Source organism: Ruminiclostridium cellobioparum DSM 1351 = ATCC 15832 (genome assembly GCF_000621505.1).
GTDB classification, from domain to species: Bacteria; Bacillota; Clostridia; order Acetivibrionales; family DSM-1351; genus Ruminiclostridium; species Ruminiclostridium cellobioparum.
On sequence record NZ_JHYD01000001.1, the window covers coordinates 316,053 to 340,549 of the forward strand.

29 protein-coding genes and 1 tRNA gene are annotated in these 24,497 nt (G+C 40.8%); 27 read left to right on the forward strand and 3 right to left on the reverse strand.

Translation table 11 applies throughout. The annotated features are described in order from the left end of the window. The first annotated feature begins 78 nt into the window (after nt 1–78). The 6 genes from T344_RS0101430 to dinB all read left to right on the forward strand — a co-directional run bounded on the left by T344_RS0101430 (nt 79) and on the right by dinB (nt 4,055). Nucleotides 79–873: a thymidylate synthase gene (locus tag T344_RS0101430; RefSeq protein WP_027627246.1), complete on the forward strand. Its 795-nt coding sequence runs from the start codon at nt 79–81 to the stop codon at nt 871–873. Further along, nucleotides 870–1,349: a dihydrofolate reductase gene (locus T344_RS0101435; protein ID WP_027627247.1), complete on the forward strand. Its 480-nt coding sequence runs from the start codon at nt 870–872 to the stop codon at nt 1,347–1,349. Before T344_RS0101430 ends, T344_RS0101435 begins: the two co-directional genes overlap by 4 nt. A gap of 349 nt (nt 1,350–1,698) precedes the next feature. Then, nucleotides 1,699–2,193: a translation initiation factor IF-3 gene (gene infC / locus T344_RS0101445; RefSeq protein ID WP_027627249.1), complete on the forward strand. Its 495-nt coding sequence runs from the start codon at nt 1,699–1,701 to the stop codon at nt 2,191–2,193. Nucleotides 2,194–2,211: 18 nt separating this feature from the next. Continuing rightward, nucleotides 2,212–2,409: a 50S ribosomal protein L35 gene (rpmI, locus tag T344_RS0101450; RefSeq protein ID WP_004630256.1), complete on the forward strand. Its 198-nt coding sequence runs from the start codon at nt 2,212–2,214 to the stop codon at nt 2,407–2,409. Nucleotides 2,410–2,427: 18 nt separating this feature from the next. Beyond that, the gene (gene rplT / locus T344_RS0101455; protein WP_004630110.1) at nt 2,428–2,781 is read left to right on the forward strand and encodes a 50S ribosomal protein L20; all 354 of its coding nucleotides are present in this window, start codon (nt 2,428–2,430) and stop codon (nt 2,779–2,781) included. Nucleotides 2,782–2,864: 83 nt separating this feature from the next. Beyond that, nucleotides 2,865–4,055 (forward strand): DNA polymerase IV, encoded by a 1,191-nt coding sequence (dinB, locus tag T344_RS0101460; protein WP_027627250.1) that lies wholly within the window; start codon nt 2,865–2,867, stop codon nt 4,053–4,055. 113 nt (nt 4,056–4,168) lie between these two features. Here dinB and T344_RS0101465 read toward each other — a convergent pair whose 3' ends face one another. Continuing rightward, a complete protein-coding gene (locus tag T344_RS0101465; RefSeq protein WP_027627251.1) occupies nt 4,169–4,882 on the reverse strand; it encodes a flagellar brake protein in 714 nt (237 codons plus the stop codon). A 251-nt stretch (nt 4,883–5,133) separates the two neighbouring features. On the opposite strand from T344_RS0101465, the gene T344_RS0101470 reads away from it, so the two are divergent. The 12 genes from T344_RS0101470 (at nt 5,134) to T344_RS0101530 (ending at nt 15,999) form a co-directional block, all read left to right on the forward strand. After that, a complete protein-coding gene (locus T344_RS0101470; protein ID WP_027627252.1) occupies nt 5,134–5,925 on the forward strand; it encodes a lysophospholipid acyltransferase family protein in 792 nt (263 codons plus the stop codon). An 83-nt stretch (nt 5,926–6,008) separates the two neighbouring features. After that, a tRNA-Pro gene (locus tag T344_RS0101475) sits at nt 6,009–6,085 on the forward strand. Between the two features lie 557 nt (nt 6,086–6,642). Then, complete coding sequence (locus T344_RS0101480) at nt 6,643–8,481, forward strand: TIGR03960 family B12-binding radical SAM protein (RefSeq protein ID WP_027627253.1); 1,839 nt, start codon at nt 6,643–6,645, stop codon at nt 8,479–8,481. 51 nt (nt 8,482–8,532) lie between these two features. Next, complete coding sequence (locus T344_RS0101485; protein ID WP_051571525.1) at nt 8,533–9,243, forward strand: TIGR03936 family radical SAM-associated protein; 711 nt, start codon at nt 8,533–8,535, stop codon at nt 9,241–9,243. An 81-nt stretch (nt 9,244–9,324) separates the two neighbouring features. After that, nucleotides 9,325–10,632 (forward strand): Rne/Rng family ribonuclease, encoded by a 1,308-nt coding sequence (locus tag T344_RS27350; RefSeq protein WP_034860479.1) that lies wholly within the window; start codon nt 9,325–9,327, stop codon nt 10,630–10,632. Between the two features lie 435 nt (nt 10,633–11,067). Continuing rightward, nucleotides 11,068–12,555: an L-arabinose isomerase gene (araA, locus tag T344_RS0101500; RefSeq protein WP_027627255.1), complete on the forward strand. Its 1,488-nt coding sequence runs from the start codon at nt 11,068–11,070 to the stop codon at nt 12,553–12,555. Nucleotides 12,556–12,817: 262 nt separating this feature from the next. Further along, nucleotides 12,818–13,129, forward strand: coding sequence for a 50S ribosomal protein L21 (gene rplU / locus T344_RS0101505; protein WP_004630078.1), 312 nt, complete (start codon nt 12,818–12,820; stop codon nt 13,127–13,129). Between the two features lie 13 nt (nt 13,130–13,142). After that, nucleotides 13,143–13,475 carry a ribosomal-processing cysteine protease Prp gene (locus T344_RS0101510; protein ID WP_004629646.1) on the forward strand — a complete coding sequence of 111 codons (333 nt, stop codon included), beginning with the start codon at nt 13,143–13,145 and terminating at the stop codon, nt 13,473–13,475. Nucleotides 13,476–13,479: 4 nt separating this feature from the next. Next, a complete protein-coding gene (gene rpmA, locus T344_RS0101515; RefSeq protein WP_004629598.1) occupies nt 13,480–13,758 on the forward strand; it encodes a 50S ribosomal protein L27 in 279 nt (92 codons plus the stop codon). A 257-nt stretch (nt 13,759–14,015) separates the two neighbouring features. After that, nucleotides 14,016–15,293: a GTPase ObgE gene (gene obgE / locus T344_RS0101520; RefSeq protein WP_027627256.1), complete on the forward strand. Its 1,278-nt coding sequence runs from the start codon at nt 14,016–14,018 to the stop codon at nt 15,291–15,293. A 38-nt stretch (nt 15,294–15,331) separates the two neighbouring features. Then, nucleotides 15,332–15,622 (forward strand): ribosome assembly RNA-binding protein YhbY, encoded by a 291-nt coding sequence (gene yhbY, locus T344_RS0101525; protein WP_027627257.1) that lies wholly within the window; start codon nt 15,332–15,334, stop codon nt 15,620–15,622. 107 nt (nt 15,623–15,729) lie between these two features. Continuing rightward, nucleotides 15,730–15,999 (forward strand): hypothetical protein, encoded by a 270-nt coding sequence (locus T344_RS0101530; protein ID WP_004630070.1) that lies wholly within the window; start codon nt 15,730–15,732, stop codon nt 15,997–15,999. A 52-nt stretch (nt 16,000–16,051) separates the two neighbouring features. Here the strand turns inward: T344_RS0101530 and T344_RS0101535 are convergent, their stop codons facing one another. Next, complete coding sequence (locus T344_RS0101535) at nt 16,052–16,585, reverse strand: DUF4364 family protein (protein WP_027627258.1); 534 nt, start codon at nt 16,583–16,585, stop codon at nt 16,052–16,054. A 235-nt stretch (nt 16,586–16,820) separates the two neighbouring features. On the opposite strand from T344_RS0101535, the gene folE reads away from it, so the two are divergent. From folE to cobO, 6 genes are all read left to right on the forward strand, one after another. Further along, nucleotides 16,821–17,408, forward strand: a complete 588-nt coding sequence (gene folE, locus T344_RS0101540; RefSeq protein ID WP_027627259.1) for a GTP cyclohydrolase I FolE — start codon at nt 16,821–16,823, stop codon at nt 17,406–17,408. A gap of 22 nt (nt 17,409–17,430) precedes the next feature. Beyond that, nucleotides 17,431–17,910 (forward strand): HD domain-containing protein, encoded by a 480-nt coding sequence (locus T344_RS0101545; RefSeq protein WP_027627260.1) that lies wholly within the window; start codon nt 17,431–17,433, stop codon nt 17,908–17,910. A 94-nt stretch (nt 17,911–18,004) separates the two neighbouring features. Beyond that, the gene (folP, locus tag T344_RS0101550) at nt 18,005–18,829 is read left to right on the forward strand and encodes a dihydropteroate synthase (protein ID WP_084331050.1); all 825 of its coding nucleotides are present in this window, start codon (nt 18,005–18,007) and stop codon (nt 18,827–18,829) included. A gap of 2 nt (nt 18,830–18,831) precedes the next feature. Continuing rightward, nucleotides 18,832–19,197, forward strand: a complete 366-nt coding sequence (gene folB / locus T344_RS0101555; protein ID WP_027627262.1) for a dihydroneopterin aldolase — start codon at nt 18,832–18,834, stop codon at nt 19,195–19,197. 1 nt (nt 19,198) lies between these two features. Beyond that, nucleotides 19,199–19,687 carry a 2-amino-4-hydroxy-6-hydroxymethyldihydropteridine diphosphokinase gene (gene folK, locus T344_RS0101560; protein WP_034860483.1) on the forward strand — a complete coding sequence of 163 codons (489 nt, stop codon included), beginning with the start codon at nt 19,199–19,201 and terminating at the stop codon, nt 19,685–19,687. Between the two features lie 53 nt (nt 19,688–19,740). Next, entirely contained in the window at nt 19,741–20,274 is a 534-nt protein-coding gene (gene cobO, locus T344_RS0101565; RefSeq protein ID WP_027627264.1) for a cob(I)yrinic acid a,c-diamide adenosyltransferase, read from the forward strand. A 62-nt stretch (nt 20,275–20,336) separates the two neighbouring features. On the opposite strand, the gene glgA is transcribed toward cobO, so the two are convergent. Then, nucleotides 20,337–21,779: a glycogen synthase GlgA gene (gene glgA, locus T344_RS0101570; protein ID WP_027627265.1), complete on the reverse strand. Its 1,443-nt coding sequence runs from the start codon at nt 21,777–21,779 to the stop codon at nt 20,337–20,339. 276 nt (nt 21,780–22,055) lie between these two features. Here glgA and T344_RS0101575 point away from each other — a divergent pair, with 276 nt between their 5' ends. From T344_RS0101575 to T344_RS0101585, 3 genes are all read left to right on the forward strand, one after another. Then, complete coding sequence (locus tag T344_RS0101575) at nt 22,056–22,352, forward strand: YtxH domain-containing protein (RefSeq protein ID WP_004630175.1); 297 nt, start codon at nt 22,056–22,058, stop codon at nt 22,350–22,352. A gap of 38 nt (nt 22,353–22,390) precedes the next feature. Continuing rightward, entirely contained in the window at nt 22,391–22,771 is a 381-nt protein-coding gene (locus T344_RS0101580) for a hypothetical protein (RefSeq protein WP_027627266.1), read from the forward strand. A gap of 253 nt (nt 22,772–23,024) precedes the next feature. Then, complete coding sequence (locus T344_RS0101585; RefSeq protein ID WP_027627267.1) at nt 23,025–24,416, forward strand: LysM peptidoglycan-binding domain-containing protein; 1,392 nt, start codon at nt 23,025–23,027, stop codon at nt 24,414–24,416. Nucleotides 24,417–24,497: the final 81 nt, after the last annotated feature.

Consider the following 24,497-nt stretch of genomic DNA (forward strand, 5'->3'; position numbering starts at 1 on the left):
ACGATATATGTTTTAGTGTCGGCGGCTGCCTGAACGGGTTTATAGAGAATTCTACATATATTTAACGGGGGTTGGGTTATGAAACAATATCTTGATCTGTGCCAGTACATATTGAAGAATGGCACAAAAAAGGAAGACAGGACAGGAACGGGCACAATCAGCACCTTTGGGTATCAAATGAGGTTTGATCTGCAGGAGGGCTTCCCTCTGCTGACTACAAAAAAACTTCATCTAAAGTCTATAATTCATGAACTTCTATGGTTTATAAAGGGGGATACAAATATAAAGTATCTCAAAGACAACGGCGTTTCCATATGGGACGAGTGGGCTGATGAAAACGGTGACCTGGGGCCGGTTTACGGGCATCAGTGGAGATCCTGGGGCACTGCCGACGGCAGGCAGATAGACCAGTTGGGCCAGGTGATTTCACAAATAAAGAAAAATCCCGACTCCAGAAGACTGATAGTGTGCTCCTGGAATGTGGGGGAAATAGAGAATATGGCTCTGCCGCCATGCCACTGCTTCTACCAGTTTTACGTGGTGAACGGCACGCTTTCCTGCATGCTGTACCAGCGAAGCGCCGATGTGTTTATCGGTGTGCCGTTTAATATCGCCTCTTATGCGTTGTTCACAATGATGGTGGCCCAGGCATGCGGCTTAAAGCCCGGCGAATTTGTCCACACTTTGGGTGACGCACACATATATATCAATCATGTCGAGCAAGTGAAGCTGCAGCTTTCCAGAGAGCCCAGAACGCTGCCAAAGATGGTAATAAACCCCGGAGTCAAGGATTTGTTCGACTTCCGGTTTGAAGACTTCACACTGACGGAATATGATCCGCATCCACATATAAAGGGAGCTGTTGCAGTATGATTTCAATGATCTGGGCAATGGGGAAGGATAATGCCCTGGGCTGCAGAAACAGGATGCCCTGGTATCTGCCTGCCGATTTCGCCTACTTTAAAAAAGTAACCCTGGGAAAACCTGTAATAATGGGAAGGAAAACTTATGAATCCATAGGAAAGCCGCTTCCGGGCAGGAAAAACATAATAATCACCAGGGACGGGGACTTCAAACCCGAGGGCTGCATAACTGTCAATTCCATAGACGGGGCAAAAGCATATGCGGCTGAAGGTGAAGTTTTTATAATTGGCGGAGCTGAAATTTATAAAGCATTTCTGCCGCTGGCCCATAAGCTGTATATAACCGAAATCGACCATGCCTTTGAAGCAGACACATATTTTCCTGAGATTGACTACTCACAGTGGAAGCTCGTTTCAAGCCAGCCGGGACCCAGGGACGAAAAAAATCCATATGCTTACAAATTCCTGGTGTATGAACGCAATTGAAGATCTGCCTTTTAGCGGCAATCCGGCTAAATTTATAAGAAAGCGTTTCAGCGATGATAAGGTTCAGTTTTTGCTATTTGCAGATTTTAAAAATAATTTGACAAGTAACTTAATTTCTGTTATCATATTCATGCAAAACAAGAAGAAGTTTTCCACTTCTCACCTGGCGGACTTAGATTTGCAGGGTTAATATCGGTTATTAAGTGTGTATTTTTGCGCATTGACTGAGATTACTGGTGGATACTTGCTTCTATCCACTTTTTTTATTGTTTTTTTATTATTGAGGACTTGAAGTTAACCTTCTGCCTATTATTTTTCGGAGGTGTCAGTTATTAGCAAAAATGAATTAATGATCAATGAGGAAATCAGGGAGAAAGAAGTCAGACTTATCGATGCGGATGGTACTATGATTGGTATCATTGCAGCTAAGGAAGCCCAGAAGCTTGCCAATTCTAAAAATCTTGACTTGGTTAAAATTGCTCCACAGGCAGTACCACCTGTTTGCAAGATAATGGATTATGGTAAATACATGTTCGAGCTTGCCAAGAAAGAGAAGGAAGCAAGAAAAAATCAAAAGATCATAAGCATAAAAGAAGTCAGAGTATCTCCTTCGATTGAGGATCATGACTTTGAATTCAAGGTTAAGAACGCATACAAGTTCTTGAAGGATGGAGACAAAGTTAAGGTTTCTGTAAAGTTCAGAGGAAGAGAAATGCATTACACCTCAATAGGCAATGAAATTCTTGAAAAGTTTGCTGAATCAGTAAAAGACGTTGGAGTGGTTGAAAAGAAACCCAAACTTGAAGGCAAAAGTATGATAATGATACTTAATCCAAAGCAGTAGGATAGGAGGAGAATAAATATGCCAAAGTTAAAGACTCATAGTGCATCAAAAAAGAGATTCAGAGTAACAGCTACCGGAAAGATCAAAAGAGGACAGGCTTGGAGAAGCCATAGACTCGTTTCCAAGGCAACAAAGGCTAAGAAGCACCACAGATTGGGTGCGTACGTTTCAGCTGCTAATGAAGCTGCGATTAAAAAACTTATTCCATATAAATAAGAGGGAGGACGAAGGTTTATGGCAAGAGTTAAAGGTGCGATGAGAACTCGCGCAAGACATAAAAAAATATTGAAGCTTGCAAAAGGATATTTTGGAGCAAAGAGCAAGCTTTTTAGAATGGCTAATCAAGCCGTTATGAAATCTCTGACTTATGCTTACAATGACAGAAGAGCAAAGAAGAGAGACTTCAGAAAGCTCTGGATAGCTAGAATAAATGCTGCTGCAAGAATTAACGGTTTATCCTACAGCAGATTTATCAGTGGATTGAAAAAATCAGGGATTGAACTTAACAGAAAAGTTCTCGCTGATATGGCAGTAAACGATGCGGCTGGATTTGCTCAGCTTGCTGAGATGGCTAAAGCCGCTAAATAGGAATACCGTATAGTTTATAAGGAGTATCTTTTTGAAGCCAAAAAGATACTCCTTTTTAGCAGTGTAACTTGAGGTGAGCAGTTATGAGCAGAGTTATTTTTTTGGTTGATATGAATGCGTTCTTTATTAGCTGTGAGATGTCCAGAAGGCCTGAAATTATTGGAAAGCCGGCTGCGGTGGCAGGAGACCCCAGAAACAGGTCGGGCATTATACTTGCTGCCAATTACGAGGCCCGCAAATTTGGAGTAAAAACAACAATGGTCGTTCACCAGGCTTTAAAGCTATGTCCCGGCATGCTTTTCATCCCGCCCGACCATCGATATTATGAGGCCAGGTCAAGAGAAGTAATGTCACTGCTCGGAAATTATTCACCGGTTATTGAGCAGAACAGCATCGATGAGGCATGGCTGGATATGACGGGGACCGAAAGCCTGTTTGGAAAGCCGGCAGAGGCTGCCGGTAAAATCATGGAGGATATAAACAAGGGCCTTGGTCTGTGGTGCTCCATAGGTATTTCAGAGAACAAGCTGCTGGCCAAAATAGCTTCTGAAATAAAGAAACCTATGGGGATTACCGAATTATGGGTAAAGGATATAAAACAAAAGCTTTGGCCTTTAAAAGTAACCGATATGTACGGAGTAGGGAAGCATACGGGAGAAAAGCTTAATAATCTGGGAATCCTGACCATAGGTGACCTTGCAGAATATGATCCGGCAGCGCTTGCCCGGGTTCTGGGGAAAATGGGAGCTGAACTTCAGAACTATGCAAACGGACGTGATGATTCTCCGGTGGCACCTCATACCTCAGGGGAGATGAAATCAATAGGCCGCTCTACAACTCTGTCCGAGGATGTTACCAATGTTGAGGCTGTCAGGAACTTATTTCTTGAGATGTGCGAAGAGGTGGGCTTTGACGCCAGAAAGCATGACAAAAAGGCCGGAACTGTTCAAATAACCATAAAGTATTCGGATTTTCAGAGCATTACAAGGCAGGTTGGCATTGAGCCCACTTATCTGACAAAAGAAATTTTTGAAACAGGTTTTGCGCTGCTCGGTAAAAACTGGAACAGCTTAAGGCCGGTACGGCTCATTGGTGTGAGCATAAGCAGTTTTGAAAAATGTAACAGGTCAAAGCAGCTGTCACTCTTTGAAGAGGATGAAATTGATAATAATTCTGAAAAAGAGGAAAAACTTGAAAAAACCCTGGATGATATCCGGAACAGGCATGGTTTGTCCTCTGTGACAAGAGCGGTACAAATAAAGAGACCGCAATAAGAATGCAGCTGCAGCAACGCAGAAGCTGCATTGAATAGGTGCAGTGAATAAGATGAAATAATAAGCTGTAATGAAGAAGGCCATACAAAAATGGCCTTCCGGACTTCAGTAGACTATTTTAATTTTGCTTGCATGGTATTTTTTAAAATCTGTCTTTGTTTTTCAAATATATATCTGGTCAGAACATCAGAATCACGTGGTGAGATTTTAATGTAATGCATGCCGGCCTCGAATTTTTTATTTTTTTCACTGGAGTTGCGTATTACCTGAGCAATAACCCTGATTGTGGCTGAACCCTCCAGATCAATACTTATATCAAGAACTGCACCGGAATTGAGAGGCTCCTCAAGAATCATGCAGAATCCGCTGCCGCTTATGTTTTTTGTGTAGGCAGTAGTTAATTCGGTATTGCTGAGATCATCGAACTGGTAATTGTCGGTACTGATTGGCTGGTGGTCAATTACTCTATACAGACAGTTCAGAACAACATCAAGTCTATAGAAGCGTCTCCTCTGTATTTTATTGAACTCACTGACAATCTCTACGTCAAATACATCCAGAGCCCCGCTTTTTCTATGGCCCTTTACCTGGCCCTTGAAGTACAGGAGCTCCTGTCTTTCGTTTAAATAGTAAATAATGATAGTTAAATTTCTTGACAGGAATTTTAATCGTCCTTCACTCATAGGTGAAACAATGCATATGGTTTTGTCATCTATAACATCAGCCAATTGGCTGATGTAACTGGTTGTTGACTCATCAGCTTTTCTATCGTATTCAGGTATTTCAACTTCTAATTTGGTTCCAACTTTTATGTCTTTCGCGTTCATTAAATATCTCCATACCAATATTATTATAAATTTAAATTTTATGTCTTATTACATTATATTCTATAAATAGGGATTTTTCAGTAAAAAAATCAAAATATTTATAAAATATTTGCAGGGTTATTTTTGGAGGAAGAAAACATATACTATACTATGCTTCCATGGATAACTGGACATGGAATAAAATGTGATATATAATAATCCCTAGCGTTAAAATAGTACATGTCAATCAAAGTGTTGGGTGTGATTTTATAATGAAACCTTTTTTTAATGAAAACAAATATGAAACCGGCCGGGATAAAAGAAATATATTTGATAAGCTTTTTTTAAATACAAGATGGTATTTTGTTTACGGCTATGGCAAAGAAGTCATAAATGGCAGAAACCTAGCGGTGAAAAACGAATACGACACTGAATCCTGGGCGCAGTCCAGCTACAGGATATTACAGGATATTGAGAAAAGCGGCGGCAGAATCTTTATTGATGGTATTGATAATATATTAAAAGTGGACGGACCTGTGGTTTTTGTGAGCAATCACATGAGTACGCTGGAGACCTTTGTTTTCCCTTGTATAATTGCTCCATTGAAAGAGGTTACTTATGTTGTCAAGGAAAGTCTCATATCCATGCCGCTTTTCGGGCATGTTATGAAGAGCCGGAACCCCATAGTTGTTTCAAGAAAAAATTCCAGGCAGGATTTGCTGAATGTTATCAGCCAGGGCAAAGAGAAAATTGAAAAAGGTATCTCCATAATTTTGTTTCCTGAGGGAACCAGGCAGGAAGTGTTCAATCCCGAAAAGTTTAATTCACTGGGAATAAAGCTGGCGAAGGAAGCAGGTGTACCTGTTATACCTGTTGCCATAAAGACTGATTTCTGGGGTAACGGAAAAATTATAAAGGACATCGGCCCTATCCGCAGAAAAGAGCCGGTATGCATTTCTTTCGGAGAACCGGTCAGCATAACCGGTAACGGCAAAGCTGAGCATAAACAGGTAGTAGAATTTATTTCTGGAAAAATAGACGAGTTTAAAAAAATAAAATTATAAAAAATTTAAAAATAATTTGATTTAACAAATATTTAGTCTTGTCAAATTGCAATCTTCGTACTAAAATATATAAATGTAGTATTCGGGAATTAGCGCAGTTTGGTAGCGCGCTTGGTTCGGGACCAAGAGGCCGGGAGTTCGAGTCTCCCATTTCCGACCACTGGGAACAGCAGGTTTGAATGATATTTCAAACCTGCTGTTTTTGTGTTACGCCATTATAAGCGGCAGATGCTTTTTTTGATCAGCTCACCTGATGTTTATGTTATAATGAACGAAAGATTGTGGAACAAAATTTATAGCAAAACCAAACGAGCATAATATTTCCTGCATCTGTTTAACCTGGCTGATTTATTCGTTCCAAATTTTCTTGACACGGGAATAAAATAAGTTGATAATTACATACGTGTGGCCAATACCAAAATCTGATGAAATATATGCCGCTAATTTTAAATTTCAAAAAATGAGGGAATATTATAAATACAATTTAATTATTTTAACTGTTACAAAAATTATATTATCATATTGTATTTGTTCTGATATAATAAATTCTGGTAACAGTCAATATTTACCGAAAGGTTTTTAAAGAATTTATTTTGTTCTTTTTTTTTGGCTTTTTGTTTATATGAAATAATCCTATTAGGTCAATAGAGCCTATTTTTGGGTATATAATTGAGTATATAATAATGTAAAAATATTTAATTGAGAATGGAGCTTGATATGGGGATAAAACTCTCGGACGGATTACTGAAAAGTGTTGAAAAACCATCCAGATATACCGGAAACGAATGGAACAGCATCATAAAGGATCCGAAAAGCATTAATATACGATTCGCATTTTGTTTTCCAGACACCTATGAAATAGGAATGTCACACCTTGGCATGAAAATTCTGTATCATTTACTGAATGAAAGACAGGACTGCTATTGTGAAAGAGTATTTGCTCCGTGGACGGATATGGAAAGCAAAATGAGGGAAAACAACATACCGCTCTATTCACTGGAAAGCAAGGACCCAATTAAGGACTTTGATTTTGTGGGCTTTACCCTTCAATATGAAATGAGCTTTTCAAATATAGTAAACATGCTTGACCTTGCCGGGGTTCCCATTCTGGCAGAAGAGAGAAATGCCGGGGCTCCCTTTGTCTGTGCAGGTGGACCATGTGCATACAATCCCGAGCCCCTGGCCGGCATAATTGATTTTTTTATGATGGGTGAAGGTGAAGAAATAATAAATGAAGTTATGGACGTATACGGCGGGTGGAAGGGGACAGGCAAGCCGAGAGAAGCTTTTCTTGAGGAAATTGCCAAAATAGAAGGTATTTATGTCCCTTCCTTCTACGAGTTTACCTACAACGAGGATGGAACCATAAAGGAATTTCTGCCTCTTAAGCCCCATTATCCCACCAGGATAAGGAAGCGTATTATCAAGGATATGGATAAGGCATACTTCCCTGATAAAATTGTTGTCCCATACACAGATATAGTTCATGACAGAATAATGCTTGAAATATTCAGGGGCTGCACAAGAGGCTGCCGTTTCTGTCAGGCAGGCTTCATATACAGGCCTGTCAGGGAAAAAAGTCCCGAAAGGCTGCTGGAACTGGCCAGGAAGCTGGAAGAAAGCACCGGTTATGAGGAAATATCCCTCACTTCTCTCAGCACCAGTGACTATACGGGACTGGAGCCTTTAACCACAGGTTTGCTTGAAGATATGGAGGAAAGGAAAGTTAATTTATCACTTCCTTCCTTAAGAATTGATTCCTTTTCACTGGATTTGATGGAAAAGGCGCAGAAAGTGCGTAAGAGCGGACTTACCTTTGCACCCGAGGCCGGGACGCAAAGATTGAGGGATGTTATCAACAAGGGCGTAACAGAAGAGGATCTTCTGAGGGCGGTATCCCTGGCTTTCAACGGCGGTTGGAACGGTGTCAAGCTGTACTTCATGCTGGGTCTGCCTTCCGAAACACTTGAAGATGTTGAAGGGATAGCTGATTTGGCCTATAAGGTAGTTGATGCATACAAAAATGTTCCCAAAGAGAAAAAGGGAAAGGGACTCAATGTAACCGTAAGTACTGCAACTTTTGTACCAAAGGCCTTTACGCCTTTTCAGTGGGAGCCACAGGACAGTATTGGAAATGTCCATGAAAAACAAATGCATTTAAAAGATAAAATACGTTCAAGGCAGATCACATATAATTATCATGAGAATAAACTCAGCTTTATGGAAGCTGTATTTGCCCGCGGAGACAGAAGGGTCTGCAAGGTTTTGATCAGGGCCTGGCAGATGGGCTGTAAATTTGACGGTTGGGGAGAGCATTACAAGTATGATGTTTGGATGAAAGCCTTTGAGGAATGCGGTGTGGATCCGTATTTTTACGTTACCCGCAGGAGACAGTATGACGAGATTTTGCCCTGGGATCATGTGGATGTGGGAGTATCCAAACAATATCTGATAAATGAGAGTAAAAAGGCTCTGGAGGGAAAGATCACTCCCAATTGCAGAGTTGACTGCGGAGGCTGCGGCGCTGCCGCTCTGAACAACGGAGTATGCGGATAAGGTGTTAATTATATAAATTGCATGTAAGAGTGTGATAGATGGAGGTTAATTTTGGTTAATATACGGGTAAAATTCAGGCGTGGAGAAGAAGTAAAATTTATTTCACATTTGGATCTGATGAAAGTGTTTGAGCGTGCCATAAGAAGGGCCAGACTTCCCATCGCCTACTCACAAGGCTTTAATCCCCATCCCGGCATGGTGTTCGGTCTGCCCCTGAGTGTAGGGGTTACAAGTGAAGCGGAATATGGAGACTTTGAAATTACTGATGACGCCCTGCCCATGAATGAGTTTGTTGAGAGGCTTAATGAACAGTTTCCCCAGGGGCTGGAGGTTTTAGCAGCAAAACAGAGGCAGACAAAGCAGAATATAATGGCTACAATTTCAGCTTCTGAATACATTGTAATAGTCGGTACCGGGTATGAGTGCACTGAAAAGAGTCTGAAAGCCGGTATAGGCAAATATCTTTCACAAAAAGAGATAATAGTAAAGAAGAAAACTAAAAGCGGAGTCAAGGATACCGATATAAGAAACATGATTTTCGACCTGGATTTTGAGCTGCAGCCCTGCGGAACTTTTAACATGATAAAGCTCACCATGCTGGTCAGTGCCGGCAGCAAGGCCAATTTAAAGCCCGAATTGCTCGTGGAATCTCTGTTTGAAATGTTGGGAGCCCGATACGAAATAGACAGGATTCATAGATCCAAACTTTATGTCAGGGTTCAGGAGGAATTGCTGGACCCCATGGATGGAAAGGTTTTGTAAGTTGTGTTTGGGAAAAACCCGGATACACGTGAAATAGACAGACGTGATTGGCACTAATTCCACGTAGGAATGGAGATTTGAATGATTAACGAGATTATTGTAGACGTCGGCGCCGGTGAGATAAGAGTGGGTATCCTTGAGGATAAAGAGCTGGCTGAAATTCACATTGAAAGAACTAATCATCAGGGGCTTGTAGGAAATATATACAGGGGTAAGGTCAGCAGTGTCCTGCCCGGTATGCAGGCGGCATTTATCGATATAGGCTATGAAAAGAATGCTTTTCTTTATGTCGGTGATGCCGTACCCCAGAAAGAGTACACTGATGATGAATTAGACGTTTTTCGTGATTATACCGGGTACAATATCACAGATATACTGAAAGTCGGGCAGGAAATAACTGTCCAGGTTATCAAGGAGCCTATCGGAACCAAGGGACCAAGGGTTTCAACACATATTACACTTCCGGGACGTAATCTGGTTCTTCTTCCAAATGCCGATTATGTGGGCATATCCCGCAGGATTGAAAGCGATGACGAAAGACAGAAGCTGAAAAAAATAGCCGAAAAGCTGAAGCCCGAAAATATGGGGCTTATTGTCCGTACGGTATCGGAAGGTAAGGATGAAGCTGATTTTATTGAGGATGTTTCATTCTTAACCAGGTTATGGGCCAAAATAAAACAGTCGGAAAACAGCGGACCGGTCCCGAGATGCATCCACAAGGATATAAACCTGATATACAGGTCTGTGAGGGATTTATTTACCTGGAATATTGATAAATTCATCATAAACGATGAAAAAGAATACAACAAGGTGCTGGAGCTTGTGGAAATGATCTCTCCCGTACTGAAGAACAGGGTTGAACTTTTCAGCAAGGATTATGCCATTTTTGACTATTACCAGATTGAAACAAAAATAGAGAGAGCCCTGTCAAGAAAGGTATGGTTAAAATGCGGAGGGTATATCATTATCGATAAGACAGAGGCGCTTACAGTAATAGATGTTAATACCGGAAAATTTGTGGGGGATAATAACCTTGAGGATACGGTGCTGAAAACAAATATTGAAGCCACAAAGGAAATCGCAAAACAACTTAGGCTTCGGGATATAGGCGGAATTGTCATCATAGATTTTATTGATATGAGTGACTCCGAGCATCAGCAGATGGTTTTGGATTCACTGCGCCAAAGTCTCAAAAGCGACCGGACCAAAACCATCGTTTTGGGAATGACTGCTCTTGGACTTGTGGAAATGACCAGGAAGAAGATCCGTCAGGAGCTTGCAACAGTAATAAAATGTGACTGTCCCTATTGCGAAGGTACCGGTAAAATAAATTCAGCCGATACAAATGCGGTTAACAGGCTGAAATCAAATACTGATCAGAAAATATAACAGGGGTGTTCTCTATTTAAGTGAATGTGAATTGCAGGATCAATAATTACACAGAGAAAATAACCGGTTCAAAAAAGGTTGATGAAGATAAAAAGTATTCATCAACCTTTTTTTATTCTTTTGTGCCTCCTGAGCCTGAATATTCGTATATATAAGCGGTCATAATACTTTTGTCCCCCGGATAGCTTGATTTGTCCTCTGAAACTTTAACTTGTGCATACAATGCATTGAAGTACTATATACCATCAGCTGTTAGCTTCTAATACCTGAGTCCGAACGGCAAGCGGAATACAAATCGGAGTATGCGTCGCATTGCCTGTAGGAAGTGCTTTGTCCGGATATGGAAAAATGTATTGATTTTTTTACAAATGGGATATAAAATTAACTTATAACATGTGCATACAAGTTTAACACATAGGGAGGAGTTAGAATAATATGATGAATTATAAGGATTTTGAATTTTGGTTTATAACAGGGAGTCAGCATTTATACGGACCCGAAACCCTGAAGCAGGTTGCGGAACACTCAAAGGCAATGGTTGAAGCTTTGAACAGGGACTCTGCCATCCCCTATAAAATTGTTTATAAACCGACGGTTACCACACCTGAAGAAATAACAAAGGTTCTCACCGACGCAAACACAGATGAAAAATGTGCCGGTGTCATCACCTGGATGCACACTTTTTCACCTTCAAAGATGTGGATAGCAGGTTTTTCACAGTTGAAAAAACCTCTGCTGCATCTCCATACCCAATTCAATCAGGCACTTCCGTGGAATGATATAGATATGGACTTTATGAATCTGAACCAGTCGGCCCATGGGGACAGAGAACATGGCTTTATCGGTGCGAGAATGCGTTTGTCCCGTAAGGTAATTGCTGGATACTGGGAGGACGCAAAGGTCCGCGAAAGGATCGGAGCCTGGGAAAGAACAGCAGTCGCATTTATATGGGGAAGGCAGCTCAAGGTTGTAAGATTCGGAGACAACATGCGCGAGGTTGCAGTTACCGAAGGTGACAAGGTTGAAGCCCAGATTAAATTTGGCTGGTCGGTTAATACCCATGGGGTCGGAGATCTTGCAGCCAGAATAAACAGCGTTACCGATGAGCAGATAGATGAGCAGATGGCTGAATATAAAAATAAATATGATATTGCAGATTCTGCAAAAACGTATGAAAAGCTGCAGGTAATCAGAGAACAGGCAAGAATTGAGCTTGGCATTAAAGCAATTCTTAAAGAAGGCGGTTTCAGTGCATTTACAACCACCTTTGAAGATTTGCATGGAATCAAGCAGCTGCCTGGTTTGGCTGCACAGGATCTGATGGCACAGGGCTACGGCTTCGGCGGAGAGGGAGACTGGAAAATTTCTGCTCTGACCAATGTAATGAAGGTAATGTCAGATAACAAGGGAACTTCATTTATGGAGGACTATACTTATAATCTGGTGCCCGGTGAGGAAATGATTCTCGGAGCTCACATGCTGGAGGTTTGCCCTACCATAGCCGCTACAAAACCGCGTCTTGAGGTACATCCGCTTGGTATAGGCGGTAAGGCCGACCCTGCCAGAATAGTATTTGACGGTGCTGCAGGGCATGCTGTTTGTGTATCGCTGATTGATATGGGAAACCGCTTCCGCCTGATTATAAATGAAGTCGAAGCTATCCAGCCCACTGCCCGGATGCCGAAGCTGCCTGTTGCAAGAGTACTGTGGAAACCGGAACCATCTCTTCAGGTAGGCGCCGAAGCCTGGATTTATGCCGGCGGTGCACACCATACGGTGTTCTCCACGCAGGTTACTGCCGAGCAGCTTGTTGACTGGGCTGAAATGGCTGGAATCGAATATGTGCTTATCAATAAGGACACTACTATTCAGAACCTTAGAAATGAATTAAGATGGAATGAAATTTCGTGGAAATTACTGTAAGTAAGACGAAAAAAGTATGGCGCATAACCTGTGCCGTACTTTTTTCGTCCTGTTATATGCAGGTTTTGTACTGTTGATAATCGTTGACAAGACTACCTTGTTGTGCTAGAATATATCGGTAACCGCTCGGCCAGGGCTTTCAAATATAACGGGTCAATAATAATTCCATTATTGGTTTTAATAAGGTTATTGCCTGTGATGAACATATTTTATGATATGTATACGTCATTCAGCCGGCGAGACTGTTAGTAGGAGGTGTATCATGTACGCTATTATAATGACTGGTGGAAAACAGTATAAGGTTCAGGAAGGCGATGTGGTTTTCGTAGAAAAACTCGCCGCTGAAGAAGGTTCGGCCTTTACTTTTGATAAGGTTCTTGCAGTATCAAAGGACGGTAAAGTTAACTTTGGAGCTCCATTATTGGAAACTGCCACTGTTAATGCTAAAGTTCTCAGCCATGGTAAAGGTGAAAAGATTATAGTTTTCAAATACAAGGCAAAGAAGAACTACAGAAAGAAGCAAGGTCACAGACAGCCTTACACAAAAGTTCAGATCGAAAAGATCAACGCGTAAGGGTTAACTATTGATGATTAATGTAAATATATGCAGGGATAAAGCAGGAAATATTATAAAGTTTGTTGTCAAAGGACATGCAGGTTATGCAAGAGAAGGCAGAGATATAGTGTGTGCGGCGGTTTCAGCTGTTGCGTATACTGCGGCCGGTGCTCTTGGAGACCTGATAGGGATAAAGGACTTTTTTGAAGAGAAGCATGGCTTTATGACATGCTCTGTCGATGTTGATATTTTGCCTGAACTTAGGCATGATGCCGAAATAATTATGGCTACTGCCGAAATAGGTTTTAAACAGATAGAGCTTGCTTACCCCAAACATGTAAAGGTAATGGATGAGGAGGTGTAATCTCATGTTAAAGATTAATTTACAACTTTTTGCTCATAAAAAAGGTGTTGGTAGTTCAAGAAACGGCCGTGACAGTGCGGCTAAAAGACTTGGCGTTAAGAGGGCTGACGGTCAGTTCGTTTTAGCCGGTAACATTCTTGTTCGTCAAAGAGGTACAAAGATTCATCCTGGCGTAAACGTAGGAATAGGTTCTGATGATACCTTGTTTGCACTTAAGGATGGAAAGGTTAAGTTTGCAAGACTTGGCAGAGATAAGAAGCAGGTTATGATAGTTGCCGAGTAAGAAATTTATCGCATTAAAATAATTAAAATAGGAAATGTGATATGCATTTTCTACTTTTTTATTTGTGTTTTTTAACGTTAACTGACTTATATTATCAAGATAATATTTTAAATATGCCGATACTTGGGTATAATAAATTCAGTTTAACAAATTGCGGTTAATAATGCCCGGCTCATGGCGGATAATTGAGAGATTTCATTGCAGTTTTGTGGCCGCTATTGCGGCTAAAAGCCATAGACATGGCTTAGGAGGTTAATATGTTTATAGATAGTGCTAAGATATATGTTAAAGCTGGTAATGGCGGTAATGGAATGGTATCCTTCCACCGTGAAAAATACATAGCAGCCGGAGGACCGGATGGCGGGGACGGCGGGAAAGGCGGAGATGTTATCTTCCAGGTGGATGAGGGATTAAATACCCTGATCGACTTCAGATACAAGAAGCATTTCAAAGCCGAGCCTGGACAGGATGGAGGCCCGTCCAACTGTTCGGGTAAAAACGGTGAAAACATGATAATCAAAGTTCCTCTGGGAACAATGGTCAAGGATGAAATGACAGGAATGACACTGGTTGACCTGATAAAACCCGGTCAGACATGTATAATAGCCAGAGGAGGTAAGGGCGGAAAGGGTAATCAGCATTTTGCCACACCCACCAGGCAGGTGCCTAACTTTGCCAAAAGCGGTGATCTGGGAGAAGAGCGCAACCTGATTCTGGAAATGAAAATGATTGCCGATGTGGGTTTGCTGGGCTTCCCAAATGTTGGCAAATCAACAATTCTGTCAATGGTTTCTGCTGCCAAGCCTAAAATAGCCAATTATCACTTCACCACATTAGTACCCAATCTTGGAGTAGTGCAGATTGAACAGGGAAAAAGCTTTGTTATAGCGGATATACCCGGACTTATAGAAGGGGCCCATGAAGGTGTCGGCCTGGGACATGAGTTTTTGAGGCATGTTGAAAGAACAAAGCTGCTTGTACATGTTGTTGACATTTCAGGTGTCGAAGGCCGTAATGCCATTGAAGATTTCGACACAATAAATGCCGAGCTTGAAAAGTATAATGCGGTGCTTGCTTCAAGACCTCAGATTGTTGCCGCAAACAAAATGGACATACCCGGCTCGGAGGAGAATTACCAGGCCTTTAAAGAAGAGTTTGAGGGCAGAGGCTATAAGGTGTTTGGAATATCAGCGGCTACCAATAAGGGATTAAAGGAGCTTATGTATTATGTTTCCGATATATTGAGCACCCTTCCCGATACCATACTCCTTGATGAAAGCAGGGAAGAAGAGGTGGTATATACTGCCGAGGGAGAAAAACCTTTTGAAATCCGCATTGAAGACGGTGTTTATGTTGTGGAGGGCAGCTGGGTGCGCAAGGTCCTGGGGTCTACGAACATGGCCAATTATGAATCCCTGCAGTATTTCCAGAGAGCTTTGAGAAGGAAAGGTGTTATTGATGCTCTTGAGGCTATGGGTATAGAAGAGGGAGATACCGTACGGATATTGGATACGGAATTTGATTATACGAGATAAATGTGCTGAAATATATTTCAGATCCATAAGGAGGATATATGTTAACAGGAAAACAAAGGAGTTACCTGAGATCATTAGCAAACAACCTTCAGCCTATTTTTCAGGTGGGAAAAGGCGGAATAAATGAAAATATGATCAAACAGTTCTCAGAGGCCCTCGAAGCAAGAGAACTGATAAAAGCCACTGTACTGAGAAATGCCGAGTGCGATACCAGGACCGTTGCCGAAGAACTGGCCGAGTCTGCCGGGGCCGAGCTGGTTCAGGTAATCGGGAATAAGTTTGTTCTGTACAGGGAATCTGTAAAAGCACCTGTAATAGAATTACCTTAACTGAAATAGGAGCAAATCAACAACCACTTACATAATCTGGGAATGAAATGCTTTTAATATGAATATAATATTAAGTATTTCAATAATTACTATTTCCGGAGGTAAGCATGCAAGAAGGAATTGATTTAAATAATTACAACTATGAATATCTGAATATTGAGGATATCAAAAAAATCAATGACAAAGCACTTCTTCAAAGAGTGGAAAAGACATATGAATTCTTAAAACTTTGCGAAATATATCTTAATGACGTAAAAGATGACTATGGAAAAAAGAAGATAGCCAGTCTTAGAGTAGATATTATAAGATATCAACTGGAACTTTTAATTCGGGAATGTTTCGCAAGGGGTTTGAAGCATGGACTGAAAATGGCGTAAAAAAAAGCAGTACTTCTCAGAAGTATTGCTTTTTTGGTGGCTGTTTCGGCAATTAGTTTTCATCCAGATCGGCCATAATCTTTTTATAAAGCTTTTCGGAATTTACAGTCCAGTTATTGCATAGCTTTCTGGCATCATTTCTGCTTCCGACGGTTAATTTCAGATCTATATATGTAAAACTTCCTTCGCAGATTTTTAAATTTGTAATATACTCGTTTTCATTAACTGCGACAAAATCAGCAACGACACTGGTTTCATTCTTTATCCTTTTTCTGTAGTCCAGAAGTGCCTCATCTATGCGTGACTTGGTTCCGGCAGGTATCAGGGAAATAAAATAGTCAAGGCCCTGCCTGCCTGCAGGCGAGATCCTGTAGGATTTCTTATTGTCCGCATCCAATTTTTCTAAAAATTTACCGTCACAGAGTTCATCAAGATATTGCTGCAAAAAAATATAATTCATTAGTTTGTTTTCAAGTATTATTTTTGTTATAAGAAGATTTGAAACCGGGGGTTCAATATTATTTATAATATAAAGTAATATGAGCTTGTTTTCAGCCAGTTCTCTGTTGCTCTCTACCGAATTCATAAAACCTCCTTGATAGTATGGGGAATTAGCAAATATACAGTAGGGGACTTTATGCTATAATATATTTGCTGCGTAAAAATATTTATTTATTATAACATAGTAAGCTATAAGCCGCAACATATTACCGGAAGCTGATTTTACCGGTCAATGCACCGGTGAAGCGGATAAGGACGGACGGTAAGACGTTTCCATAATATGCTTAAAATTTTAGTAAGCCGGAAAGGTAATATATCAAATGGCAGTGGATATAAAGAAAGTTCAAGAACATATAAGGGGTATTTTGACAGCCATAGGTGAAGACCCTGACCGTGAAGGTCTTAAGGATACTCCCTTGCGTGTTGCACATATGTATGAGGAGATTTTTGAAGGTATAGGTTATTCAAATGACGATATAGCTGAAATGTTCAACAAAACCTTTGAAGATGATTTAATTATACCAGAGGACAATAGGGAAATTGTACTGGTAAAGGATATGGATATATTCAGTTATTGTGAGCACCATTTGGCATTGATGTATAACATGAAGGCTGCAATAGCCTATATACCTGTCGGAAAGGTTTTGGGTCTGAGCAAAATTGCCAGAATTGCAGATATGGTTGGAAAGAGACTCCAGCTTCAGGAACGGATTGGTTCGGATATAGCAGAAATAATGCACAAAATAACCGGTTCGGAGGATATTGCCGTCATTATCGAGGGAAAGCATGCCTGTATGACCACACGCGGTATAAAAAATACCGGATCATTAACAGCAACTACGACTTTACGCGGAAAATTTAACACCGACAGCAATTTGGTCAACAGATTGATGCTGCTTTTAAAATAAATGTGATACAGGTGACTATTTCATGGAAATTGTAAAAAAGGTGCTGATGCATCCGGATTTCATAAAATATGTGCGGTTAAACGAAGCCGCGGAGAAGGAACGAAAATTTTGTCGTCATGATTTGCAGCATGCTGTTGATGTGGCAAGGGTGGCTTATATTATTTCACTTGAAAGAGCTTACGGCTTGAGTAAGGAGCTTATATATGTCACGGCACTGCTTCATGATATAGGGAGATGGAAACAATATGAGGATAAGTCGGACCATGCTGAAGAGGGGGCAAAGCTGGCGGGAAAGATTCTTGAAAATTTAGATTTTGATAGACGGGATATGGAAATGATTATAGAAGCAATAACCGGTCACCGCAGAAGGAAAAGAGGGATATCACTTTTGGGGGAGGTAATCTATGAAGGTGATAAATCCTGCAGACCATGTATTAATTGTGTTATGGTAAATGAATGTAACTGGTATTCTGATGGTGGTCAACCTGAATTATTGTATTAGTGGTCTGTAACATTTAAATTTGCACTGGTTGAGTTTTGTAAGGATTATTGGGATATGCTGACCGCATGTCACAAACGGGCACATGGAGGCAGATATGGAACAGAGATTCATGAAAATATGGAAAAACATCTGGGAATGGGGCAAAAAAACATATATAATGGGCATCCTGAACGTGACGCCGGATTCATTTTCAGACGGGGGATGTTACGTCAGCCAGGACGCTGCAGTCAAACAGGCAATTCGCATGTACAATGAAGGAGCAGACATTATAGACGTAGGAGGGGAAACCACCAAACCCGGAGCTGTACCTGTTGCCGCAGAAATTGAGACTGACAGGGTGATACCTGTTATCGAAAGCCTTTCAAAAGCAATTAGGATACCTGTTTCTGTAGATACATACAGGGCTGAAACAGCAGAGCTTGCAATTAAAGCCGGAGCAAGCATGGTAAATGATGTTTGGGGGCTTAAATATGATCCGGATATGGCGGCTGTAATAGCAGCATACAGAGTGCCGGTTTGTATTATGCACAACAGGACCGGCGGAACAGATTATGGAGATGATTTAATAGGTAAAATTTTGCTTGAACTGGAAGAAAGTATTTCAATAGCTAAAAACGCGAATATACCGGATGAAAACATAATGATCGATCCCGGAATAGGTTTCGCCAAGACCTGGGAGCAAAATATTACGGTTATGAGACACCTGGAGGATTTTAAAAAACTTGGATACCCGGTTCTTTTGGGTGCTTCAAGGAAATCCTTCATAGGAAAGGTACTGGACCTGGAAGTTGCCGACAGGCTTGAAGGAACTCTGGCTGCTACTTCAATCGGTATTACAAAGGGAATTGACATGGTAAGAGTACATGATGTTTTGCAAAATTCCAGAGTAGCTAAAATGATGGATAGTATGGTGAGGTAAATATGGATAAAATAATTATTGAAGATTTGGAAATATACGCATATCATGGGGTCGCAGAAGAGGAAAAGAAGCTTGGGCAGATTTTCATCGTGTCTCTGCAGGTGTCGGCTGACCTTAATACCGCCGCGGTCAACGGTGATATCAATGCAACAATAAACTATGCCGATGTATGTAAGGCAGTCCAAAAGGCTTTAAATACCAAAAAGTACGATTTGATAGAGACTGCAGCATTAAAAGTGATAGATGAGATTTTTAACAGCTTTTCCAATGCATTGTCGGTTAAAATATTGTTAAAAAAACCATGGGCTCCTATGGGATATCACCTTAAATATGCCGCTGTTGAGCTTGAACGGAGAAGAGGCGATTAGTTTGAGTGATTCAGGAAAGGTAGTAACAGCTTACATTGGGATTGGATCTAATATAGGTGACAGAGCGGCACTGTTAAATGCTTCAATTGAACTGCTGAGTAAAAAGGAAGGGATTGAAGTTACCTCGGTATCATCATTTTATAATACTGCACCCGTTGGCTACTTGGAGCAGCCTGATTTTTTAAATGCAGTTGTAGAAATAAAAACCGTATTATCTGCAGATGAGCTTTTACAGATATGCGGGCTAATTGAAAAAGTGCTTAAACGAGAGAGATTGATACACTGGGGACCAAGAACCATTGATCTGGATATCCTGCTGTACGGAAATCAGATTATTAACAAGGAAAATTTGAATATACCTCATCCCAGAATGCATGAGAGGGCCTTTGTACTGGAACCGCTGAATGAAATAAATCCATCGGCCATACATCCTGTATTCAATAAGACGGTTTGTGAACTGTATGAAGCAATGGCACAAGATGATAGATAAGAATATACTTTGGTTTGCTTGAAAAATATAAGTTTTTTGGAGGAAATGTATATATGAATAGGACAGGTCTTGTACACATTTATACCGGTGAGGGAAAAGGTAAAACGACAGCCGCCGTGGGGCTTGGCCTAAGAGCCTGCGGCAGCGGACTGAAGGTGCTGCTGGTACAGTTTCTGAAGAGTGCGGCTACAGGTGAACTTGAGGCTATAAAAAGGCTGGAGCCTGACTTTAAGGTGATCCGTGGGTTTACCTGCAAAAAATTTTCCTGGGATATGACCGGCGAAGAACTTGAGCATACCGCCCGAGAAGCGGCTGAAATGTTTGAGCAGGTTAAAGCTGTGGTTCAGACGGGTCAATATGAGCTTGTAATCCTGGATGAGATACTTGGGACTGTGTCACTTGATTTTTTGCCTCTGGAAACCGTATTGGACTTTGTTAAAAACAAGCCGGAAAAGGTGGAGCTTGTGATGACGGGAAGAAATGCCCATAAGGCATTTGTCGAAGCTGCCGATTATGTCTCGGAAATCAAGGCGGTCAAGCACCCCTATGAAAAGGGCATGGCAGCACGCAAAGGAATTGAGTACTAGGAATTTTACAAGAGCCCCGCTTCAGGTATAAAGATTTGAAGCGGAGCTCTTTTGCAGATTTTCTATTTATGCAGGGTTTCATGATACATCTTCATGTATTCCCTTGCGGATTTATTCCAGCTGAAGTCGGCCCTCATGCCTCTTTCGACGATCAGCTTCCAGATATCCTTCCGGTCATAATAAAAGCTGACTGCTCTTCTGATGGTATTTAACATATCATGCGCATTATAGTTGGCGAAGGTAAAACCGTTTCCGGCGCCGGTTTCCTCGTTGTATGCAAAAACAGTATCGTTAAGTCCGCCTGTTTCGCGGACTATTGGGACAGAGCCGTACCGGAAGCCGAATATCTGACCCAGGCCGCAGGGCTCGAACAGAGACGGCATCAGAAACATGTCTGATCCAGCGTAAATACGCTGGGCGAGGGTGTCGCTGAAGGTTATGCTGGCAGAAACCTTGTCCTTGTGCCGGGAGGCTGCATCTTCAAAGACCTGTTTGTAATGCTCGTCACCTTTTCCAAGCAGCACCAGTTGGATATCCATTTGTATTAATTCTTCAAGCACGTACTCTATAAGGTCAAAGCCTTTTTGTGCAGTGAGCCTTGAGATTATACCAATAACTGGTACTTCAGGTCTTACAGGTAAGCCCAGCTCCTCCTGAAGCTTCTTTTTATTTTCATATTTTAATGAAATACTGTCGGCAGAGTAGTGGGCATATATTCTCCTGTCGGTTTTGGGATCATTTTTGTCATAATCTATTCCATTAAGAATGCCGTACAGGTCTTTAGAGCGTTTAACCAATATGTCCTTTAAACCCTCACCGTAAAAATCGGTTTTAATTTCCTGAGCGTAAGTGGGGCTTACGGTGCTGATGGAATCCGAATAAACCAGACCGGCCTTCATGTAGTTAACGCAGTCATGATATTCAATTCCGTCTGGAGTAAAATATTGCCAGTCAACATTCATTAAATCCGACAGGACACTCTTCGGGAATATTCCCTGATATTTCAGGTTGTGAATGGTAAAGACTGTTTTGATTTTGCTGTAGTGAGGCTCTTTGTAGTTTGCTTTCAGGAGAAGGCTGACAATGCCGGTCTGCCAGTCGTTGCAGTGTATAATGTCCGGCTTGAAGCCGATCAGAGGGAGCATTTCTATAATGGCCTTGCTGAAAAATGTAAATTGCTCCGCTTCATCAAAATCGCCGTACAGCTCATTCCTGCTGAAATAGTACTCATTGTCCAGAAAGTAGTAGGTGACATCCTCGTACACAAGCTTCAAAATGCCGCAGTATTGATGTCTCCAGGAGAGATCTACAAATATATAACCCATGAACTCCATTTTATCTTTATACGCTTGCGGGATACCTTTATAGTTTGGCATAACAACCCGGATGTCGGCACCAAGTTTTGAAATTGCTTTGGGAAGGGAGCCGGAAACATCCCCAAGCCCTCCCGTTTTGGCGAAAGGGAATACCTCGGAAGATGCAAATAGAATATTCAAGTTATTCATTATAAAACCTCCTAAGCAATGGATAAATTATAGCTTTAGTTTAGCAGAATTTACATTTCGGTACAATAACCATACTTATTATTATATTGGGACGTGTTGGTTTTGAATTTTTACGGCAAAAATTTTTAAATTTAAAAAATTTCTTAAAAAAACACATATGTATTATATCAATTTCCAGGTAACTGTCGTATAATGATTTTGTATAGGTAATCTGTGGTAATTATTTAATAGATAAGCAGAGTATTTATATAATTATTTTGTAAGGAGGTCAGATAAATGGACTTAAAGGACTTATTAAAGAAGAAGAAAAGATCGACTAAAAAACAAACTGCTAAGAATGTAGCTATTGGAGCAGGCATTGGTACTGCTGTTGGTGTAGCTGCAGGAGTTTTACTGGCTCCCCAGTCTGGAAAAGAAACCAGAGAAGATCTTGTGAAGACAACCAAAGAGACTCTTGAAACTGTAAAAGAGGGCTTAAATGTTGCAAAGGAAAAAATAGAAGAACTGGTTAAAAAAGAGAAGACTTTTATTTGCGGAGAAGATAAGGAAGAAGAAGCAGAAGAAGTTGAATAAACCGGAATATAAGTCATAAATGCGAAAGGAAGTTGTGTATGTCTGTTACTGTAGACCTTAGTGTTGTGGCATGGTTTATTATTTTCTGTATCGCTGTAATTATTGGAGTATTTTTAATAATTCTTCTGAGAAATTGCCTAAAGGTAGTAGACAGGGTCAACAAGATACTTGACAAAAAATCCGAAAGTATTGAAGAAACTCTCGAAGCGCTGCCGTCAACTGTAAAAAGTATTGATGAACTTGCAGTTAGTGCAAAAGATACTTTTGATAAAGCAACATCAATTGTTTCTACAGTTGAAGATACAGTTACCGAAACCATAGATTCATTCTCGTTTAATGCTGAGAACGTGCTGAGTATTATCAATGTAGCAAGCTCGGTTGTCAAATCCATTATTAACGCGTTTTCTTCAAAAAAATAATATTATTTTTAATAAAAAACGAAAGGGCTTACCTTTTCGTTTTTTATTATGCAGGCAAATTGGAAATGAGTTGAGAAATTTGTCGGCAGCGCTTTATATTACATTATTGAAACCATTCTATTGTTGTAATAATCAAGCGTGTATGATATTATTTAGTTACGCGGTCCTGCCAACAAAAGACAAATTTTTTACATTGAATGGCAATAAAAATGTCATTCGTTAAAAACTAAAATACGATATGGGGTGAAATCCTGTGGATGGAAATGTACGATTGAGTGCTACAGTAATAAGCTGTATGGGCAATGACTCAGAGCAAGACGACTTTTATTTTAATGGAAGTTTTTCCAATTGTCATAGTACGCAGAGTATACAATTATCCTTTGAAAAAGCGGCAAATAATTATGTCTTTGCCATATCAGATTCCATGGGCCTTGAAGATGGGGATTTTAATGGAATATCAGCCATAAGGGAGATTAAAAAATATCACGAAAGTGCAAAGATTCAGCAGTTTTCTCTTGAGACTATTTCTGAAAGAATATATGAAGCAGTACAGTTGTCCAGCAATTTGATATATAGCAAATCGGTAATTGCAAGTCAGAATTCCACCAGATTGACAGGTTTTTCTTCACTAATCATTGATAATAACAGAGCGGCAGTTATGAATTTGGGCAACAACGGAGCCTTTTTATTCCGACAGGGCGTACAAAAGGATATCTTCTCAAGAAATAACGGCCGTAAAACCGAAAAATTAAGAAGTCTGGGAATAAATCCTACTATGCCTGATTTGCTCAATGATACCGAGCAGATTCTAAAACTGGCCGAAGAGGAATCCAAAACAAAAATAAAATTGTCACCGAGTTTTGAGCTGGAAGAGGACGATTTGATCATTTTATGCAGTGACGGCCTTCTGAACGGCATAACCAGAAGCAGGCTGGAGGCTGTGGTGGATGCCGGTTTCGATCCTTCCAAGATGGCCAGTGTCCTGTATCAGGAGGCACTGAAGAGCGGGCTGGAGGATGGAATAACCATTATGGTCATCAAGGTTGATGAAATCAGAAGCCTTGCATTTGGTTATGGCAACAGGCGGATAAACCCGGTGGGTTATGAGAATGAAACTGAGGGAGAAGAGGAAGAAGAGCACAAGGAAAGCAATATTGTAAATTACATATTAGGGTTTGTTTGTGTTTTGGTAATATCGGGTGTATTGTTCATGGGGTATCTTATATTATCCAACAGCGGTATTTTTGGCTCGGATAAGGATAATAACACCTCTCAGGCAAGTATGACCACCAACAGCCAGGAGGACAGCGCGGACCTGACCCAAAACGGCGGGGACGATGCCGAGAATTCTGATGCCGTTGAAACTTCCACAGCATCAGTTGATTCACAAGGCGGCAGGGACAACAGTTCCTCCGGCAACGGCTCGGGCAATAATTCCCCGGGCAGCCAGCAGGGTAATTCCGGACAAAACGCAAATTATGATTATGATACATATATTGTAAAGTCAGGAGATACCTTCAGTGGAATAAGCAAACAGTTTTACGGAGATTTTAACAAATACAATATCATCATGGAGTTTAACAATATAAAGAAAGACAACAGCTTATATGTAGGGCAGGAGCTTAAAATACCAAAAATAAAATAGCCTGGGCCTGATTGCTGAAGCAACTTAATATTTTTACTAATAGCAGCTTTTAAAACGGCTGCTATTTTATTTTTAAATATT